Source organism: Nocardia sp. Tas62D01 (assembly GCF_055232035.1).
In genome coordinates this window covers 8,466,198-8,483,619 of the sequence record NZ_JBUYUZ010000001.1, presented here as the reverse complement: position 1 = coordinate 8,483,619, position 17,422 = coordinate 8,466,198, and the positions used below count along the sequence as shown (strand labels likewise).

Sequence of the window (17,422 nt, the reverse complement as noted above, 5' to 3'; positions counted from 1 at the left end):
ATCACCGCCACTGCGTCCCGAGGCTGTACCCCAGATGATTCCGCTGCATTCGCTCGTGCGAACCGCTGATGGGCGATGTACCATCGTGAAGTCGGTCAGGGTCGATGCCGGGCTCGGCGCGGTGGTTAGACCTGGGCCATGCCACCATCGACGCTCAGTTCGATGCCGGCAACGAAGCTGCGGTCGTCGGAGGCCAAAAACAGTGCGGCGGCCGCGATCTCTTCAGGGCGGCCCAACCGATTGAGTGGTACCGCCGCGGCGAATTTTCCCTTGTCGGCCTGACCATCCAACATGGGAGTGTCAATCGGACCCGGGCTCAACGTATTGAACCGGATGCCGCGGTCGTTGAACTCCCGGGTCCAGGTGCGGGTATAGGACCGAAGGGCGGCCTTAGTGGCGCTGTAGGCGCTATAACCGGGAACGCCAATATGGCCTGCGGCCGAGCCGATCAGAATGACCGAGCCGCCGGTGCGGATCAGCGGCAGTGCCTTTTGAACCGTGAACAGCGTTGCGCGGGCGTTGAGGTTAAAGGTGGCATCGAAGTTCTCCTCAGTGATTTTGCCCAGCATTTCGGCCTCCACGCGGGCCGAATTCGCCACCAGGATGTCGAGGCCGCCCTTTGTGTCTAGGACTGTCGCGAATAACTTGTCCAGGTCGGCGCTGTTAGTAACGTCGCCAGCGAGGGTGCTCAGGCCGTCGCCGATCAACGCTTTGACCTTGTCCAGCTCGCCTCGGCGGCGGCCCATGATGAAGACGTGGGCGCCTTCGTCGACGAACCTCTGTGCGGTCGCCAGCCCGATACCGCTGCTGCCGCCGGTGATCACGGCGACCTTGCCAGCCAGTCGTGCCATCAGTCGATCCTCCAATTTCGGTTTGTGTGCTGAACGTGCTGATACGGCGTCTGTTTCTCCGATAACCGTCGTTGCGCGGAAATGGATGTGGTGCAAGCACATTCCGTGTCGCTCCTGTCGGGGAAACATCGCGAGAGGTCATGGCCGCGGAGTCAGCCCCAGTGCACCGGCCAGCTCGCAAAGCGTCGGCAACAGCTTGTCAGGCCCGCCGAGCACTTGGATCACGACGTGGTCGGCGCCGGCCCGCAGATGCTCGCCCAGGCGCTTAGCGATGTCGTCGGGGGTGCCGTAGGCGACCAGGGCGTCGATGAACTTGTCGCTGCCGGGCCGGGTGAGGTCGGCGTCGGTGAAACCTAGCCGCTTCCAGTTGCTCACGTAGTTCGCAAGGTCGAAGTAGCTCGCGCTCGTGCTGCCGCCGGTCGTGTTGTACGTTTCCGCCATAACCTTGCGGGCAATCGCGCGGGCCGCGTCGGCGTCGGTGGACAGCACCACCTTGTGCTCGGGTGCCAGCAGTGCGTTCGGCCCGATGATGTCGCGGGCCTGTGCGGTGTGCTCGGGTGTGGTGTTGTACGGGTGCGCCCCGGCAGTGCGTTCTGCCGACAGCCTCAGCACACGCGGCCCGAGCGCGGCGAGCACACGCTGATTGGCCGGTACGCCGTTTTCGTCTAGCTCGTCGAGGTAGTCGACCAGCGCGGCGTAGGGCTTGCGGTATTCCTCGGTGTGCTCGGGATGACCGGCCCCGATGCCGAGCACAAATCGGCCCGGATAGGCGGTATTGATGCGATGGAACGACTCGGCGACAGGTTTGGCGTCCGCCGACCAGATGTTGACAACGCCAGTCGCCACCTTCAGCGAGGTTGTCGCCTCCAAAAGTGGCTCCGCGAACGATAATTCGGCAGGTGGAGAACCGGAGACCCATAACGTGCCGTAGCCGAGCCATTCGATTTCCTGGGCCTGCTCGGGGGTGGGGCCGCCTGAGATGACGCCGCCCAATGTGAAAACGCCGAATTTGCCGAGGTCGCTTGTGGCCTTCTCTGGTGTGGTCATTGCCGCTCCTCGCGCACTAATGCTTGCTGAATCCGGTCGGGCGCACCACGATGACCACCCAGTCCGCGGCGTCGGAGGGAGCCTCTCCCCGGGGCGGGGCGTCGGGGGGAGGCTCGTGCCCGTTGTAGCGGTTGGCTAGACGCCGGAAGAAGCTCGCCTCCCTATCGGGTTCGATGCGCTCGACGTCGCCGCGCACTTCCAGGTAGCGGTACGGATCGTCGGGATCCGAGACCGACATGGCAACCCGCGGGTTGCTCTGTACATTGCGGTATTTCTGCCGCTTGGTGGTGTGCGCGAACCGCAGCAGCTTGCCGTCCCAGTCGAACCACATCGGACTCACCTGCACCGCACCGTCAGGCCGGGTCGTCGCCAAATGCCCGTATAGCGGGCGTTCAAGCAGATCGTCGTAGAGTGGGAACCGCAACCATATTCGCCTCCTATCTAAATCTGAGGGGAATGCCAGTTGATACAACAGCGACCCCGCTGTACTGGGTCAGTAGTCGGCGGGCTGGTTGAAGACGATCACTAGGTGGCTGGTGTTTTTCGTCTGGCGTTGACCGGCTGGGTGGGGCTCGAGTTGAATGACTGGGTGACGTTGGGACGGACGCCGGGGCAGGCTGATCTTTTTCGGTCGACTGTGCATTTCTGCGAGGGTCGGGTGGCGGCGGGCTCGATTTATGGTGTGTTGCATCGGGAGTGTGTCCGGTTGTTCCCGGATGAGATGTTCGCTGATCTGTTCACCGTGGTGGGGCGTCGGTCGGTGCCGCCGATGATCGTGGCGGTGGTGATGGTGTTGCAGCGGTTGGAGGGTTTGTCGGATCGGGAGGCGGCCGACCGGTTTGCGTTCGACGCGCGGTGGAAGTACGCGGCGGGGGGTTTGGATTTCGATTATCCGGGGTTCGTGCACACGGTGTTGGTGGATATGCGGGCCAGGTTGGCGTCCTCGGATCGGCCGAACCGGATCTTCGAAGCCGTGTTGGAGGTGGCGAAGGCGGCGGGGTTGGTGGGCCGCAAGCGGGTGTTGGACTCGACGCCGTTGTATGACGCGGTGGCCACGATGGACACGGTCACGTTGATTCGTTCGGCGATCCGGTCGTTGTTGCGGGTCGCGGACCTGGCGTTGGAGGCGGAGCTTCGGTCGGTGTTGCGTCGCGACGACGACTATGTGGCGGCGGGCAAACCGGTCTGTGATTACGACGACCCCGAGGCGCGGGAAGCGCTGGTCGACGCGTTGGCCACCGACGCGCGGGCGTTGTTGGCGGTGGTGGACGGGCGTGAGTTGTCGGCGGGGATCGACCAGGCCGCGAAGTTGTTGGCGACGGTGATCGGTCAGGATCTCGACGAGGACGTCGATGGGGTGTTCGGTATCGCGCGTCGGGTGGCGAAGGATCGGGTGATCTCGATCGTGGATCCGCAGGCACGGCATGGACACAAGACCGCCGCGCGGGGTTTCGACGGCTACAAGGGGCACGTCGCGGTCGATCCGGATTCGGAGATCGTCACCGCCACCACGCCTCACTCCGGGCAACACCGGTGATGTCGACGCGGCCACCGACCTGCTCGCCGAGGACCTGCCCCACCGCGCCGACACAGAGGTCGACGACGCCGACGAGATCGACGAGATCGACGAGATGTGCGGTGACAGCGACGGTGGGGCACCCCGCGCCGACGGCGACGAGTGTCATACGGATGGCGTTGCCGTGCAACGGTTGTCGGTGTATGGCGACGCTGCTTATGGAGCGGGGAAGCTGCTCGAGGAGTTGGAGGACGCTGACGCGGAGATCATGACGAAGGTTCAGCCCCCCGCGTCGAGGGACGGTCGGTTCGCCAAGGATCGTTTCGTCGTCGACCTGGAACATGACACGGTCACCTGCCCCAACGGGATCACCGCGGCGATCCGCCCAGCCACCGCGGATTCCGGGAACAGGGTTGCCTCGTTCGGAAAGGCATGCGCCGGTTGCCCTTTGGCGACCCAGTGCACCAGCTCCAGCAAGGGGCGCAATGTGACCATCACCCCGTATGAGGCGCAACTCGTCCGTGCCCGCACCGCCCAGGCCGATCCCGCGTGGCGTGCCGAGTACCGGGCGACCCGCCCGAAAGTCGAACGCAAGATCGGGCATCTGATGCGACGCAAGCACGGTGGTCGCCGCGCCCGTGTCCTCGGCCGCGACAAAGTCGCAGCCGATTTCTCCCTGCTCGCCGCCGCGATCAACCTCGCCAGGCTCACGGTCCTCGGCATCGCCGGCGGCCCCGACCGAACCTGGACAACCGCGACCGCCTGACAGGCCCCGCCAAGAGCTATATCCGCAGCTGTCAAGACCCATCAGCCGCCCGCCCCCATGAAACCACCAATCCGCCGAGCGACCAGATGATCCCGACACCGTCCCCACACATCCAGGGACCATTCCATGGCATCGCCCACGCCACGGATTTACCGGCTCTGATTCACAAGGCCTCGTTTAACACCAGCCACCTAGGCTGGTGATCTTGCCGTCGCGCACGCTGAAGTAGTTCGTCAGAACGATCTCGTCGGGCAGGTTGGTCCTGTCGAACGTACCGTCGTAGGCTCCGCGCACCACGGTATCGCCGTAATGATCGAGCACCTCGCGCACTTCGATCGTTACCTTGTCGCCGACCATCTCCTTGGCCACCCAGCGGCGGATGGCGTCGATTCCGACGAATTCGCGGTGGTTGTCGTTGACGTAGGCATCCTCTGCGAACGTGGCGACCGCGCGATGGGTGTCGCCGGCGTTGATCGCGTCGATGTGTTCGGCGACGATCCCGGTCAGGTCGATCTCTTTCATACTCTTGTCTCCCGATTCGTGGCCGGCGCGGTGTTGCAGCCGGTAATCCCACCGTGCGCGCTCACATCGTGGGCGAGTCAAGGCTCGTTCAGGGCGTGAGTCTCCCCCAGAGGGAGAGTGCACACTGAAGCCATGAGTTCACCCGCGCTGTTGGCTATCGGGGACTTCTCCCGTGCGACGCAGTTGAGCGTGAAGATGCTGCGCCACTACCACCAGATCGGGCTCCTCGAGCCCGTCGACGTCGATCGCGTTACCGGCTACCGCCGCTACAGCACCGACCAGATCTCGACAGCACAGATCATTCGCCGTTTCCGGGCTCTAGAAATGCCACTCGACGAGATCCGCACCGTTATGAGCACCACCGACATTCGTCAACGCAACGAACTGATCAACGCGCACCTCATGCGACTGGAATCCCAACTCGCGCACACCAAGCGCGCCGTTGAGTCGCTGCGTGAACTGCTCGAGCCCGGACCTGCTGCCGAAGGCCGGATAGGTTACCGCAGAGTCGAAGCGACCGAGGCGGTCGCGATCAGCGAGGTCGTCAACCTCAGTGATGCGCTGATGTGGATCCAGGGAGCGTTGGCCGAGCTCTATGCCACAGTTACCGCTCAAGGCGCGCGCATCTGCGGAACGGCCGGGGGCATCTTCGCCGACGAGCTAATCGCCAATGAACGAGGACTGGCGACCGTTTTCGTCCCGTTCGCCGGGGACATCCGACGCACCGGACGCCTCACCGAACTGGTGGTGCCTGCCGCCGAACTGGTCACCGTGGTGCACGCCGGCTCGTATCACGACTTCGACCTGGCCTACGGCGCCCTGGCCACCCACGTCGCCCAACACGCGATCCCCGTCGATGAGCCCATTCACGAGTACTTCCTCGTCGGCCCCCAAGACACCCGCGACGAAACGGCCTGGCGCACCGAAATTGGGTGGCCAGTCTTTCACACAACCACCGCCTGAGCTTGTGACCGGTCCCCGATGACGGAACCACCCGGTTTTAGAGCCAGGTTGTTTTCGATCCGTATTCAGTTGATGCCGCAGGCCACCGGGTGGTGGCTGTGGCTGCAGCGGGCAGCGTACTCGGCCGGGGTCAGATAGCCCAGCGCCGAATGTCGATGTCGTCGGTTGTGGTCTACCTTGTAGTCGCCGATGACGACGCGGGCTTCGAGCAGGCTTGTCCAGTGGTTCCGGTCGAGGCATTCTTTGCGCAGCCGACGGTTGAACGATTCGACGAATCCGTTATTCCACGGCGTGCCCGGTGGGATGTAGATGATCCCGACCCGGTTTGCGCAAAACTGTTGCAGCGCATGGGAAATCATTTCCGGCCCGTTGTCCATCCGCAACACCGTCGGCGACCCACCATGAGTGGTGAAGACCTTCTCGAGCTCGGTGACGAGCCGCTCGGCGGTGATCGAGCGTTCAACCAGATGCAATAGTGATTCACGGGTGTGTTCATCGACCATCGACGCGATCTTCACCGCTCTGCCGTCGATGGTGGAATCGAACTGAAAATCCAACGCCCACACCACCTTCGGTGCATCCGCATCGACCGGCGGCATCGACGAAACGCCGGCCCGTTTACGCGGCTGGTGCTCACGCACCTGCAGCCCTTCCTCCCGCCAGAGCCGATGCACCTTCTTCTTGTTCACCGAGCTGCCCTCGTCGAACCGCAACCGCGCCCACGCCCGCCGGAACCCGTGACACGGGTTCTTCGTAGCATACGAGCGCAGCCAGGCCCGCAAACCGGCGTCCGGATCATCCGGGGTCTGCGCGAGGGGCAGCCGCCGATACGTCGAACGAGCAAGCCCAACGACCTTGCACGCGAACCGTTCCGACACGCCCTTCACTGCTGTGAGCATGTCGACGGCACGGCGCTTGGACGCTGGGCTCAGAATTTTCCCCGGCTGATCTCCCGCAGGGCGTCCTTTTCCAGCTCCGCCTCGGCCAGCAGCCGCTTGAGCCGGGAATTCTGCTCCCGCAGCTCCTTGAGCTCCTTCGCCGCATCGGTATCCATACCGCCGTAAGAGCGGCGCCAGTTGTACAACGTCGCCGCCGACACTTCCAGCTCTGCGGCGATCTCCTCGCCCGACTTACCGGCCGCGGCCAGCTCATCGGCACGGCGCAGCTTCCGCACGATCTCCTCCGCGGAATGCCGCTTCCGTCCTCCAGCCATGATCCCAATCGTCCCTTCTGGCCCCTACCAGGGCCAACAGGACTCTAATACCGAGCGGTCTCATTCATTGGGGACGGGCCACTTGCCCACGCTCCATCAACGCTGCAGAGACCGTCTTGTCGCGCAGCCGATCCAGGATCTGATTGCCGAGCCCGAGTCGTCGTCGAGCAACTGAAGATCGGCTAGGACTTCGGTTAGGCGGGGACGGGACACTTGGCGGTGCGGGCGGGTGCGGACCTCGCTGAGCGGGACACGTTCACCGGCGGGCCGTCCGTCCAACACGGCGGCCAGGCCATCAAGCACGCACCGGATCGCGGAAATTACCGTCGCCGAATACGACGTCGTCGGTGCAGAGCGTGACGTCGCACAGGAGGGGGAGTTCGAGGCGAGGACCGGGGCTGTTGATAGCTGCGATGGTGGGGGACGTCGATCTCGCGCCGCCGCGGCCGAAGTCGGCTCGGCCACGCTGCATCGTCACTTCACCGGCCGTCTCGACCTGGTCCATTCGGAACTGGACGCAGAAGCCGAGCACCTCGCCGCGCGAGCATCGAGTTGAATTATTCCTCAAGGCCAGGTGGTATCGACATCTTCTCTACTTAACATAATGTCGATTATCGGCGTAAGAAGGAAGATGTTCGTAGCGGGGTGATCTTGTTGGATCTTGTTGTTGTGCGCGGTGTTTCGTTTCGGCCGCTTGGCTTCCAGGGCGCCTGGTGGCAGATCCCTGGTGTTGGTGTTGCCGCGTGTTCGGATCGTTTTGCCGATCCCCTTGGTGTCGTTTCTATTGGTGGAAAATTTCCGGCGATTTCGGGTTTTGGCCGAGAAGTATCGGGTTGGGCCTAGATTCGGGCTTGGAGAGCCTCTCCCCCCGTTGCCCGCCTATCCACCTCAAAACGTCACTGTGACGAATTGTAGGAGCGGCAATTGTTCCTGCCTGGCTGCCGTGCAGATGGATATTGAATGCACGGCAGCCCAGCTCGATCCTGCTGGCGTTGGTTCGAAAGCAGTTCCTCGATTTATCGGGTCGGTAGCCCGAGGCTGGTCGCCAGGCGCTCGAGTGTTTCGACCTGACGCTGCGGCTCGTAGCCGACGATGTTCAAGTCCCAGGCATGAGTGCGTGGGGCCACGGGCAACCGGACTGGATTTTCTGGGCGTGCAAATAAGTCCAGTACTAAGTGAGTGGATCTGTATTCGGGGGCCAGTTCTCGGTCATGCTAGGCGGATGCTGCTTCGTCGCTTGGCCTCGCTCTATGTCGGGCTTTGGTTGTATGGATTCTCGATGGCCGTCATGGTACGGGCTGCGCTCGGGTTGGATCCGTGGGATGTGTTTCATCAGGGGGTGGCGCAGCATATGCCGATCAGTTTCGGTGCCGTGACCGCGGTGACTGGTGCGGTAGTGCTGTTGCTGTGGATTCCGTTGCGGCAGCGGCTGGGTGTGGGGACGGTCAGCAATGTGGTGGTGATCGGGGTGTCGGTCGATGTCGGGTTGTGGCTGCTGCCGCAGTCTGAGGCGATCCCGGTGCGAATCGGTGCGATGGGTGCGGCGGTGGTGTTGAACGCGGTGGCGACGGTGCTCTATATCGGCGCGGGTATGGGACCGGGTCCGCGCGATGGACTGATGACTGGACTGGTTCGCCGGACTGGTTCGTCTGTGCGGTTGGTACGTACGACGATCGAGGTGACTGTGCTGGCGGTCGGCTGGCTACTTGGTGGCAGCGTCGGTGTGGGGACTGTGGTGTACGCGTTCGGGATCGGTCCGCTGATCCAGTTGCTGATCCCTGCGGTGAACCGGTATCTGCCGGGCTTCCATGTCGAGCCGAAGGGGGAGCCCGTCGCGGTGACGCCATGAGCGCGCGCGAACACGCGAATTGGTCTTGGTAGCGTGCTCGCAACTCTCGGCGGGTAGCCCCGCCACCGGGATGCCCGAAACGAGGCACGGATGGCCGAAAATCTCGATTTCGTGGCCGCTCGGCTCTCTCATCAGGTGTCTGCTGGTTCATACAGTTGTCTGCATGACTAGCACACAATCTGTGCTCATCGTCGGTGCCGGGTTCGGTGGACTCGCCGCCGCGCTGGAGCTGAAGCGCCGCGGGTATGACGACTTCACGATCGTCGACAAGGCCGGCGGGCTCGGTGGCGTCTGGCGAGACAACACCTATCCCGGTGCGGCGTGTGATGCGCCGTCGGATCTGTATTCGTTCTCGTTCGCGCCGAACGCACACTGGCCGAAGCGGTTCGCGGAGCAGCCCGACATTCTCGCCTACATGCGCGATGTCGCCGAGCAGCATGGGTTGGGTGAGCACATGCGGTTCGGTGTGGAGGTCGTCGCCGCGGATTTCGATGCCGATCGTGGGGTGTGGCAGGTGGCGACCGCGGCGGGCGAGGTGCTGGAGGCGGATGTTTTCGTGCCCGCTGTCGGGCAGTTGTCGCGTCCGGTGTTGCCGAATATCGCGGGCATGGACTCGTTCGCTGGTGATTCGTTCCATTCGGCGCGGTGGGATCACGGTGTGGATCTGACCGGCAAACGGGTCGCGATCATCGGTACCGGCGCGAGCGCGATCCAGATCATCCCGGCGATCCAGCCGAAGGTTGGGCAGCTGACGGTGTTCCAGCGGTCGGCGCCGTGGATCATTCCGAAGATCGAAAGCTATTACCTGCCACCGAAGCTGGACAGGTTGCCGGTGCTGAACAAGATCCCGGTGATCCAGCGCGCAGAGCGCCTGGGTTGGTACGGGTTCTACGAGTTGGTGACCTCCGGGTTGGAGGGCAATGGGCGGATCGCCGATCTGATCGCCGGCTGGGCGAATCGGCATCGTGCGGCGCAACTCGAGGATCCGGAGTTGCTGGCGAAGATGACGCCGGACTATCAGGCGGGTTGTAAGCGCGGGTTGATGGCGAGCAATTACTATCCGGCGGTGACGCAGCCGAATGTGTACGTCGAGACCACGCAGATCGCCGAGATCACGCCGACGGGTGTGGTGACAGGAGGCGGTGTGCGGCACGAGGTCGATGTCATCGTCTACTGCACGGGTTTCGCGGCGACGGAGTTCTTGGCGCCGATGGCGATTCGCGGGATCGGCGGAAAGGAGTTGCGAGAGGTGTGGGCTGACGGTGCGCGCGCGTACCAGGGTTTGACGGTGCCGCATTTCCCGAACATGTTCATCATGTACGGGCCGAATACGAATCTCGGTGCGGGCTCGATCATTTACATGCACGAGCGGCAGGCGCGTTATCTCCGTCAGGCGGTCGAGCATCTGCGGGAGGCGGGCGGTTATCTCACGGTGAAGCCGGAGGTCGAACAGCGCTACGACGGTGAGATCCAGGGTCGGCTCGAGCATACGGTGTGGACGAAGTGCACCAGTTGGTATCGGGAGGCGAGCGGTCGGGTGTCGGCGAACTGGCCGGGGCGAATGAGCGAGTACGACAAGCGGACCCATTTCGATGCTCGTGACTACGACCTGACTCGGACCGGAAAGTAGGGCGCACACATGACTACGCATTACGACGTGCTGGTGATCGGTTCCGGATTCGGTGGCAGCGTGACCGCGCTGCGGCTGACCGAGAAGGGTTACCGGGTGGGTGTGCTGGAGACGGGCCGCCGTTTCGCCGACGACGAGTTCGCGAAGAACTCATGGCATCTGAAGGAATACCTGTGGGCGCCGAAGTTGGGTTGCTTCGGTATTCAGCGGCTGACGCTGTTGAACGACACCTTCATCATGAGTGGGTCGGGTGTCGGCGGTGGGTCGCTGGTGTATGCGAACACGCTGTACGAGGCGCCGGACACCTTCTACCGCGACAAGCAGTGGTCGCATATCACCGATTGGCGCTCGGAGTTGGCGCCGCATTACGACCAGGCGAAGCGGATGCTCGGGGTGACGACCAATCCGGCGACCACGCCCTCGGATCGGGTGATGCAGGAGGTCGCCGAGGACATGGGCATCGCCGACACCTATCGGCGTACTCCGGTGGGAGTGTTGTTCGCCGACAAGGACACTCGGCCGGGTGCCCCAGTTGCTGATCCGTTCTTCGGTGGGGTGGGGCCGCAGCGGCGCGCGTGCACGCATTGCGGTGAGTGCATGACGGGGTGTCGGCACGGTGCGAAGAACACCCTGGTGAAGAACTACCTGTATCTGGCGGAGCAGGCCGGGGCCGCGGTGCATCCATTGACGACGGCCGTGACGGTGCGGCCCGTGGCAGGCGGCGGGTACGCCGTCGATACGGTGCGGACCGGGCGGTGGGTGCGCAAGGCGAAGCAGACGTTCACTGCCGATCAGGTGGTGTTCTCCGCGGCGGCGCTCGGTACCCAACAGTTGCTGCATAAGCTGAAGGATCGAGGGGTGCTTCCGAATGTGTCGGCGCGGCTGGGGCATTTGGCGCGCACGAATTCGGAGGCCGTCCTGGCGGCGCGGTCGCGCAATAAGGATTCCGATTTCACCAAGGGTGTCGCGATCACCTCGTCGATCCATCCCAACGACTGCACCCATATCGAGCCGGTGCGCTACGGCAAGAACAGCAACTTCATGGGGTTGTTGACCACGGTGCTGGTCGACGGCCAGGACGGTAAGCGGCGCTGGGTGCTCGGTCTGCGGGAGTTGCTGCGGCAGCGGCGGGATCTGGTCACGATGCATAATCCGCGGCATTGGTCGGAGCGGATGATCGGTCTACTGGTGATGCAGAACCTGGACAACTCGATCATCACCTACAACAAGCGCGGCTTGCTCGGTAAGCGGATGACCACCAAACCCGGGACCGGCCAAGCTCCCCCGGCGTGGATTCCGGAAGGCAACGAGGTCACCCGCCGGGTCGCGGAGAAGATCGACGGCATCCCGCAGGGCACTTGGACCGAGATGGTGAACATCCCGATCACCGGTCACTTCATCGGCGGTTGCGCGATCGGGGACTCCCCCGAGACCGGCGTCGTCGACCCCTATCAGCGGCTGTACGGCTACGAGGGCCTGCATATCGTGGACGGTTCGACGATTTCGGCGAACCTCGGAGTGAATCCATCGCTGACGATCACCGCGCAGGCGGAGCGGGCAATGTCGTTGTGGCCCAACAAGGGTGAAAAAGATCAGCGCCCGCCGTTGGGTGCGGCCTACCGTCGGGTCGACGCGATCGCGCCGAAGAGTCCCGTCGTGCCTGCCGCGGCGCCCGGCGCGCTGCGACTGTCCATCACACCGATCTAGGTCAGCCGTGCGTCGCCGGGCGCCCGGTGATCTCGTCGGCGTGTCGCTGCCATCCCGCCATGCTATGGGAGTGCCCATAACGGCGGGTGGCGGCCCTATTTCACCCGTGTGCGGTGGAAATCGAGAATGGCGGCGAGGGTCTCCTCGGGGGCCTCGAGCTGTGGGTAGTGGCCCACGTTCGGCAGTTCGACGACATCGGGTTCGCTGATCAGTTCGCGGTAGCGGGCCACCATGTGCGCGCCGGACACCGGGTCCAGCAGGCCGTCGATCAGTCGCAGCGGCACCGAAGTCTGCTGTAGCGCCCCGACCCAACGTGCTCGGTTCGCCCGGCGTTCGCTCATATAGCGAATGAGCTTGTGGCCGTTGCGTTTCCCGCGCTTACTGCACCACAGGATCCAGAATTGGTGCATCTCCTCTTCGGTGGGCTTGGTGTCGGGCCCGAACACGGACGCGAGGCTGCGGGCAAACGCGCTCTCGCCGCCGAGTACCCCGACCGCGGGTCCCAGTGGGCTCGCGAGCAGTCGCTGGATCAGCCGCGGCCGGTGCGTTTCCGGGAACAGTCCGCCATTGAGCAGGCATACCGATTCGATCACCAGCGAGTCGTCGCCGTCGGTGCGGCGCTGGGTGTCGCGGGCCAGCAACTCCTGGGCGACGGTGTCGCCGTAATCGTGGGCGAGGATGTGGACGCGCCCGATGCCCTGTACGCCTAGCAGGTCCTCGTGGATATCGGCCTGATCGGCGATCCGGTAGTCGTAATTGCGGGGTTTCGCCGACCAGCCGAAGCCGATCATGTCCGGTGCTACCACCCGGGCGAACCGCTCGCACAGTCCCGGCCACACCGCGTGCCAGTCCCAGGACGCGGTCGGGAATCCGTGAATGCACAGCAGTACGTCGCCGGATTCGGGGATTTCCGTCGGCGCAGCGCCGTCGGGACTTGCGCTGTCGTGCCAGAAGATCTGGTGGCCGCGATGGGTGTGCCGTCGCCCGCTCGCCCGCCAGAGGCCAAACTCCTCCATGCTTACCTCCTCGTGTGTCGACAAGCATTGCGCGCGAACCGTAGCGGCACAGCGATTTCGTCGAACCAGCGACAGAGTTCGTGTCACGTACTGCACGGTCGGTTCGCGCCGGTCGTTTGCTCTGAGACAATGCCACAGTGCACGTCGCGATCGGCCTAGTTGTTCTCGTTGCCTCGGCGGTGTCGCTGGCAGCCTTGGCGCGCCGGTTCGGAATCTCCGAACCGCTGGTGTTGACCTTGGCGGGCGTCGCGGCATCCTATGTGCCGTTCGTGCCGCAGGTACATCCGAATCCAGAGATCATCCTGCTCGGTTTCCTGCCGCCGCTGCTGTACACCGCGGCGATTCGGACCTCGCTGGTGGATTTCCGGGCCAACGCCCGCACCATCGCCTCGCTGTCGGTGGGTCTGGTCCTGTTCAGTACGTTCGTCGTCGCCGCGGTGGTGTGGTGGCTGCTGCCGGTGCCCTTCGCCGTCGCGGTGGCCCTGGGCGCGGTGGTGGCGCCACCGGACGCGGTCGCCGCGACGGCGGTGGCGCGCCGGATCGGGATGCCGCGGCGCGTCGTCGCCGTCCTCGAAGACGAGTCGATGTTCAACGACGCGACCGCACTGGTGGCGGTGCGCACCGCCATCGCGGCATCGGCCGGGACGGTGTCGGTGTGGAAGGCGGGCGGTGATTTCGTGCTCGCCGCAGGTGGCGGCGCCGTGGTGGGGATCGTGGTGGCCTACCTGCTGGCGATGCTGCGCCGCCGGATCACCGATCCGGTGCTCGACACCTCGCTGTCGTTCCTTGCGCCGTTCGTCGCCTACCTGCCCGCCGAAGGTATCCGCTCCTCGGGCGTGATCGCGGTGGTCACCTGCGGCATGATCCTCGGGCACGGCGCACCGGTCTGGCAGAGCGCGGCCTCACGCATCGCCGAGCGCACCAATTGGCGGACCATCCAGTTCATCCTGGAGTGCTCGGTGTTCCTGATCGTCGGGCTGCAGATGCGTGCGATCATCGAGGGCGCCTGGGGCAGCGGCCTGGACCACGGCACACTGCTCATTGCGGCAGTCGCGGTGTTGGCCGCGGTGATGCTGGCGCGGCCGTTGTGGATCTTCCCGTGGTCGGCGCTGTTCCGCCGGTTCGGTCTGCCGGGATCGGACGTGCCGGTGAGTCATCCGGCGGTGGTGTCGTGGGCGGGCATGCGCGGTGTGGTCACCCTCGCGGCGGTGCTGTTGCTGCCCGAGGACACGCCACAGTTGCCGGTGCTGAAACTGCTGGCCGTCGTCGTCGTAGCGGGCACGCTGCTGTTGCAGGGCACCACGCTGCCGTGGCTGGTGCGGTGGATGCGTCTGCGCGGGCCCAGTCGCGCCGAGGACGCGCTACAGAAGGCGAACCTGTTGCAGCAGGCGACGACGGCGGGCCTGGCCGAATTGGACAAGCTGATCACGCCGGACACGCCGCCCTCGGTGGTCGACTCGTTGCGGGATCGGGTCACCTGGCAGACCAACGCGGCCTGGGAACGGCTCGGCCGCGCCGAATCCGAACTGGCCACGCCGACCGCGGAGTACCGGCGACTGCGTCTGGAGATGCTGCGCGCGGAGCGGGAAACGGTACTGCGGGTACGGGATTCGGGTGGGCTCGACTACGAGATCCTGCAGCACGTGCTGGCGCGGCTGGACCTCGAAGAGTCGATGATCGACCGCTACGACGACACCGACGAAGAGAACATCGAAACGCTGGCGATACCCGCGGCCGATGACAACTGCGTACACCTACAGGACGCGCCGCTGGTGCTCGAACCGACCGAGCCCGACGAATGTAAGGAATGCCTGGCCGAGGGCCTCATCTGGGTGCACTTGCGCATGTGCCTGACCTGCGGGCACGTCGCGTGTTGTGAATCGTCGGTCGGCAATCACGCGACCAGGCATTACCAGGGCACCGAGCATCCGGTGATGCGCAGCGTCGAGCCGGGCGAGGCGTGGCGGTGGTGCTACGTGGACGAACTGCTGGGCTGAGCGCGGCGCGTTCGCTCGACAGCACCGACCGGTGCCGGGCGAGGACCGGTCAGCGGCGGGCGTGCGAATAGATGAGCCGAGCGTATGCGGCGAGCAGCTTGTCCAGCGACACGTCCTCACCACTCGCCGCGATCTGCTGATAACCGATCAACATCGCCATGCCCAGGGAGGTCACCACCGCGGCGGTGTCGTCGTTGCCGACAACGCCTTTGATCGCCTTGTGCACGGTGCGGCGGCGGGACTCGTCGACCCGCTTGAGCGCGAGATTCACCGATTCGTCGTTGGCGGCCCAGGCGCGGATGGCGGCCTCCGCGGCGTGGTTCAGGCCGGAGGCGAGGTCGGACATGGCGCGAATGTCGTCGTCGGGGTTGCCCTGGTTGAAGTTCAGGGTGCGCAGGATGAGCACCTGACGGTTCTCCCAGTGCTCGAGTAGCGCGTCGACGAAGCCCTGCCAGCTGCCGAAGTGGTGGTAGAACGAACCGCTGGTGACGCCGAGGCGGCGGCACAGCACACCGATGTTGAGGCCCTTGAAGCCTAGTTCGGCGAGCACCTCCAGAGCGGTGTCGAAGTACTGCTCCTTGATGACCACTCGTGACATCGGCGCGCCGTTCTGTTCGTTCGGGCAAGGGTGGGAGGACCGAACAGTACTGCACTGTATTCGGGTGTGAGTAGTTGAGGTACAGGAAATCCCGGTGAGAACGATCATGGTCGTCTAGCACATGTGATCGGTCTGATGCGGGGGTTCGGAGGAAGATCCTCGATCGCTGTCGGGGCATGGCTACCGTCCGCCGCATGCCGGTGGAGCTTTTAACTGATGAGCAGGCCGAGGCGTACGGGACGTTCACCGAGGTGCCCACGCGCCCGGAACTGGAGCGGTTCTTCTTCCTCGACGATGACGACCGCGACCTGATCGCCCTGCGTCGTACGGACGCACATCGCCTGGGCATGGCCTTGCAGATCTGCACGGTCCGCTACATCGGCCGGTTCCTGGGTGAGGACCCGCTCGCGGTGCCGTGGGAGGCCGTGGAGTACCTGGCCGGGCAGCTCGGCATCGCCGACGCCTCGTGCGTGAAGCGGTACCCGGAGCGCCGGTCGACGGTGTACGAGCACGCGGCGGAGATCCAGAAACGGTTCAAGTACCGGGACTTCACCGATCGGGAGTGGGGTCGGGAGTTCCGCGGCTTCCTGTACGGGCGGGCGTGGACACCGGCCCCTCGCCCAAGTACTACGGCTACAAACGCGGTGTGACCTGGCTTAATGCAGTAAACGACCAGGTGGCAGGGATCGGCGCGATGGTGGTGCGCGGCACCCCGCGCGACAGCCTGTACACGCTGGACACCCTGCTGAACCTCGATGGCGGGGTGAAGCCGGAGATGGTCGCGACCGACAACGCCTCGTACTCGGACATGGCCTTCGGCCTGTACAAGATGCTCGGCTTCCGCTTCGCCCCGCGCTTCCGCGACCTCGCCGACCAGCGGTTCTGGCGGGCCGACCTGCCCGACGGAGAAGGGCCGGCCGCCGGGTACGGGCCGCTTCAGGCCGTGGCCTGTAACAAGGCAACCTCAAGCGCATCGAGACGCACTGGCCGGACATGCTCCGCGCGGCAGGGTCGCTCATCACCAACCAGGTCCGGGCCCTACGACCTACTACGGATGTTCGGCCGCGAGGGCCGCCCCACCCCACTGGGCGCCGCGTTCGCCGAGTACGGCCGCATCGACAAGACCATGCACCTGCTCGCCCTGGTCGACCCGGTGGACGACACCTACCGGCGGCTGATGAACCGGCAGCTGACCGTGCAGGAGTCCCGCCACCGTCTCGCCCGCGCGATCTGCCACGGCGGCCGGGGCCAGATCCGCTAGGCGTACCGCGAGGGCCAGGAGGACCAGCTGGCCGGTCTGGGTCTCGTGCTCAATGCCGTCGTGCTGTGGAACACCCGCTATTTGGACGCGGCTGTCGCCCAGCTCCGCGCCGAGGGGCACGACATCAAGGACGAGGATGTCGCCCGCCTGTCCCCGCTCAAGGACCGGCACATCAACTTCCTGGGCCACTACCTGTTCAACATGGCCAGCGGCCCCGGCCAGGGCCTGCGACCCCTGCGGGACCCGGACGCTGTCGAGGACGACGAGGACGAAGACTGACCAGCGCATCCGCCGTCCGGGGCGGGTCGTTGTACACGGGAAGACCACCGCCGACCGGCGGACGGCAGAAGAGGGGCACCGGAATTCGCGTGACCGACTCGTACGACGAGCTGATGCAGCACCTGAGCGAGGCCAAGGAGCGGTTCGCCGCCGACGCCGAAGGCGCGACCATGACCGTCGTCAAAGACGACGGGGTCTACCGGAATT

18 protein-coding genes and 1 pseudogene are annotated in these 17,422 nt (G+C 64.7%); 10 read left to right on the top strand and 9 right to left on the bottom strand.

All coding sequences use genetic code 11. The annotated features are described in order from the left end of the window. Positions 1–125 precede the first annotated feature (125 nt). From ACV7NQ_RS41090 to ACV7NQ_RS41080, 3 genes are all read right to left on the bottom strand, one after another. Positions 126–851, bottom strand: coding sequence for an SDR family NAD(P)-dependent oxidoreductase (locus ACV7NQ_RS41090; protein WP_463364428.1), 726 nt, complete (start codon positions 849–851; stop codon positions 126–128). A 138-nt stretch (positions 852–989) separates the two neighbouring features. After that, positions 990–1,898: an LLM class F420-dependent oxidoreductase gene (locus ACV7NQ_RS41085; protein ID WP_463364427.1), complete on the bottom strand. Its 909-nt coding sequence runs from the start codon at positions 1,896–1,898 to the stop codon at positions 990–992. Positions 1,899–1,914: 16 nt separating this feature from the next. Beyond that, positions 1,915–2,322: a PPOX class F420-dependent oxidoreductase gene (locus ACV7NQ_RS41080; RefSeq protein ID WP_463364426.1), complete on the bottom strand. Its 408-nt coding sequence runs from the start codon at positions 2,320–2,322 to the stop codon at positions 1,915–1,917. Positions 2,323–2,604: 282 nt separating this feature from the next. Here ACV7NQ_RS41080 and ACV7NQ_RS41075 point away from each other — a divergent pair, with 282 nt between their 5' ends. Further along, positions 2,605–3,435 (top strand): transposase, encoded by an 831-nt coding sequence (locus ACV7NQ_RS41075; RefSeq protein ID WP_463357814.1) that lies wholly within the window; start codon positions 2,605–2,607, stop codon positions 3,433–3,435. Here the strand turns inward: ACV7NQ_RS41075 and ACV7NQ_RS41070 are convergent. Then, entirely contained in the window at positions 3,398–3,583 is a 186-nt protein-coding gene (locus ACV7NQ_RS41070; protein WP_463364425.1) for a hypothetical protein, read from the bottom strand. The two genes, ACV7NQ_RS41075 and ACV7NQ_RS41070, sit on opposite strands and share 38 nt — an antisense overlap. A 15-nt stretch (positions 3,584–3,598) precedes the next feature. On the opposite strand from ACV7NQ_RS41070, the gene ACV7NQ_RS41065 reads away from it, so the two are divergent. Then, on the top strand, positions 3,599–4,180 hold the full coding sequence (locus ACV7NQ_RS41065) for a transposase (protein ID WP_463357812.1): 582 nt from the start codon (positions 3,599–3,601) through the stop codon (positions 4,178–4,180). 177 nt (positions 4,181–4,357) lie between these two features. Here the strand turns inward: ACV7NQ_RS41065 and ACV7NQ_RS41060 are convergent, their stop codons facing one another. Next, positions 4,358–4,702: a nuclear transport factor 2 family protein gene (locus ACV7NQ_RS41060; RefSeq protein ID WP_463364424.1), complete on the bottom strand. Its 345-nt coding sequence runs from the start codon at positions 4,700–4,702 to the stop codon at positions 4,358–4,360. Between the two features lie 132 nt (positions 4,703–4,834). Here ACV7NQ_RS41060 and ACV7NQ_RS41055 point away from each other — a divergent pair, with 132 nt between their 5' ends. Beyond that, positions 4,835–5,665, top strand: a complete 831-nt coding sequence (locus ACV7NQ_RS41055; RefSeq protein ID WP_463364423.1) for a MerR family transcriptional regulator — start codon at positions 4,835–4,837, stop codon at positions 5,663–5,665. A gap of 65 nt (positions 5,666–5,730) precedes the next feature. Here ACV7NQ_RS41055 and ACV7NQ_RS41050 read toward each other — a convergent pair. Together ACV7NQ_RS41050 and ACV7NQ_RS41045 are read right to left on the bottom strand one after the other, a co-directional pair. After that, positions 5,731–6,878, bottom strand: a protein-coding gene (locus tag ACV7NQ_RS41050) for an IS3 family transposase (RefSeq protein WP_463358517.1) whose coding sequence is annotated in 2 segments (ribosomal slippage) — positions 5,731–6,608 and positions 6,608–6,878 — 1,149 coding nt in all. Because the reading frame shifts where the segments join, the coding sequence is not laid out codon by codon here. Positions 6,879–7,173: 295 nt separating this feature from the next. Beyond that, positions 7,174–7,383 carry a hypothetical protein gene (locus tag ACV7NQ_RS41045; RefSeq protein ID WP_463364422.1) on the bottom strand — a complete coding sequence of 70 codons (210 nt, stop codon included), beginning with the start codon at positions 7,381–7,383 and terminating at the stop codon, positions 7,174–7,176. 140 nt (positions 7,384–7,523) lie between these two features. On the opposite strand from ACV7NQ_RS41045, the gene ACV7NQ_RS41040 reads away from it, so the two are divergent. The 4 genes from ACV7NQ_RS41040 (at position 7,524) to ACV7NQ_RS41025 (ending at position 12,064) form a co-directional block, all read left to right on the top strand. Further along, a complete protein-coding gene (locus tag ACV7NQ_RS41040) occupies positions 7,524–7,721 on the top strand; it encodes a hypothetical protein (protein WP_463364421.1) in 198 nt (65 codons plus the stop codon). 379 nt (positions 7,722–8,100) lie between these two features. Next, positions 8,101–8,727 (top strand): membrane protein YczE, encoded by a 627-nt coding sequence (gene yczE, locus ACV7NQ_RS41035; RefSeq protein ID WP_463364420.1) that lies wholly within the window; start codon positions 8,101–8,103, stop codon positions 8,725–8,727. Between the two features lie 163 nt (positions 8,728–8,890). Then, on the top strand, positions 8,891–10,357 hold the full coding sequence (locus tag ACV7NQ_RS41030) for a flavin-containing monooxygenase (protein ID WP_463364419.1): 1,467 nt from the start codon (positions 8,891–8,893) through the stop codon (positions 10,355–10,357). Positions 10,358–10,366: 9 nt separating this feature from the next. Beyond that, positions 10,367–12,064 (top strand): GMC oxidoreductase, encoded by a 1,698-nt coding sequence (locus tag ACV7NQ_RS41025; RefSeq protein ID WP_463364418.1) that lies wholly within the window; start codon positions 10,367–10,369, stop codon positions 12,062–12,064. 95 nt (positions 12,065–12,159) lie between these two features. On the opposite strand, the gene ACV7NQ_RS41020 is transcribed toward ACV7NQ_RS41025, so the two are convergent. Next, complete coding sequence (locus ACV7NQ_RS41020) at positions 12,160–13,080, bottom strand: alpha/beta fold hydrolase (protein WP_463364417.1); 921 nt, start codon at positions 13,078–13,080, stop codon at positions 12,160–12,162. 137 nt (positions 13,081–13,217) lie between these two features. Here ACV7NQ_RS41020 and ACV7NQ_RS41015 point away from each other — a divergent pair, with 137 nt between their 5' ends. After that, positions 13,218–15,077 (top strand): Na+/H+ antiporter, encoded by a 1,860-nt coding sequence (locus ACV7NQ_RS41015; protein ID WP_463364416.1) that lies wholly within the window; start codon positions 13,218–13,220, stop codon positions 15,075–15,077. 49 nt (positions 15,078–15,126) lie between these two features. On the opposite strand, the gene ACV7NQ_RS41010 is transcribed toward ACV7NQ_RS41015, so the two are convergent. After that, entirely contained in the window at positions 15,127–15,675 is a 549-nt protein-coding gene (locus tag ACV7NQ_RS41010) for a TetR/AcrR family transcriptional regulator (protein ID WP_463364415.1), read from the bottom strand. 176 nt (positions 15,676–15,851) lie between these two features. Between ACV7NQ_RS41010 and ACV7NQ_RS41005 the strand changes: the two genes are divergently transcribed. Beyond that, positions 15,852–16,325, top strand: a complete 474-nt coding sequence (locus tag ACV7NQ_RS41005; protein ID WP_463364414.1) for a DUF4158 domain-containing protein — start codon at positions 15,852–15,854, stop codon at positions 16,323–16,325. Further along, positions 16,238–17,215 (top strand): annotated as a pseudogene (locus tag ACV7NQ_RS41000) (Tn3 family transposase). Before ACV7NQ_RS41005 ends, ACV7NQ_RS41000 begins: the two are co-directional and overlap by 88 nt. The last annotated feature ends 207 nt before the right edge of the window (positions 17,216–17,422 follow it).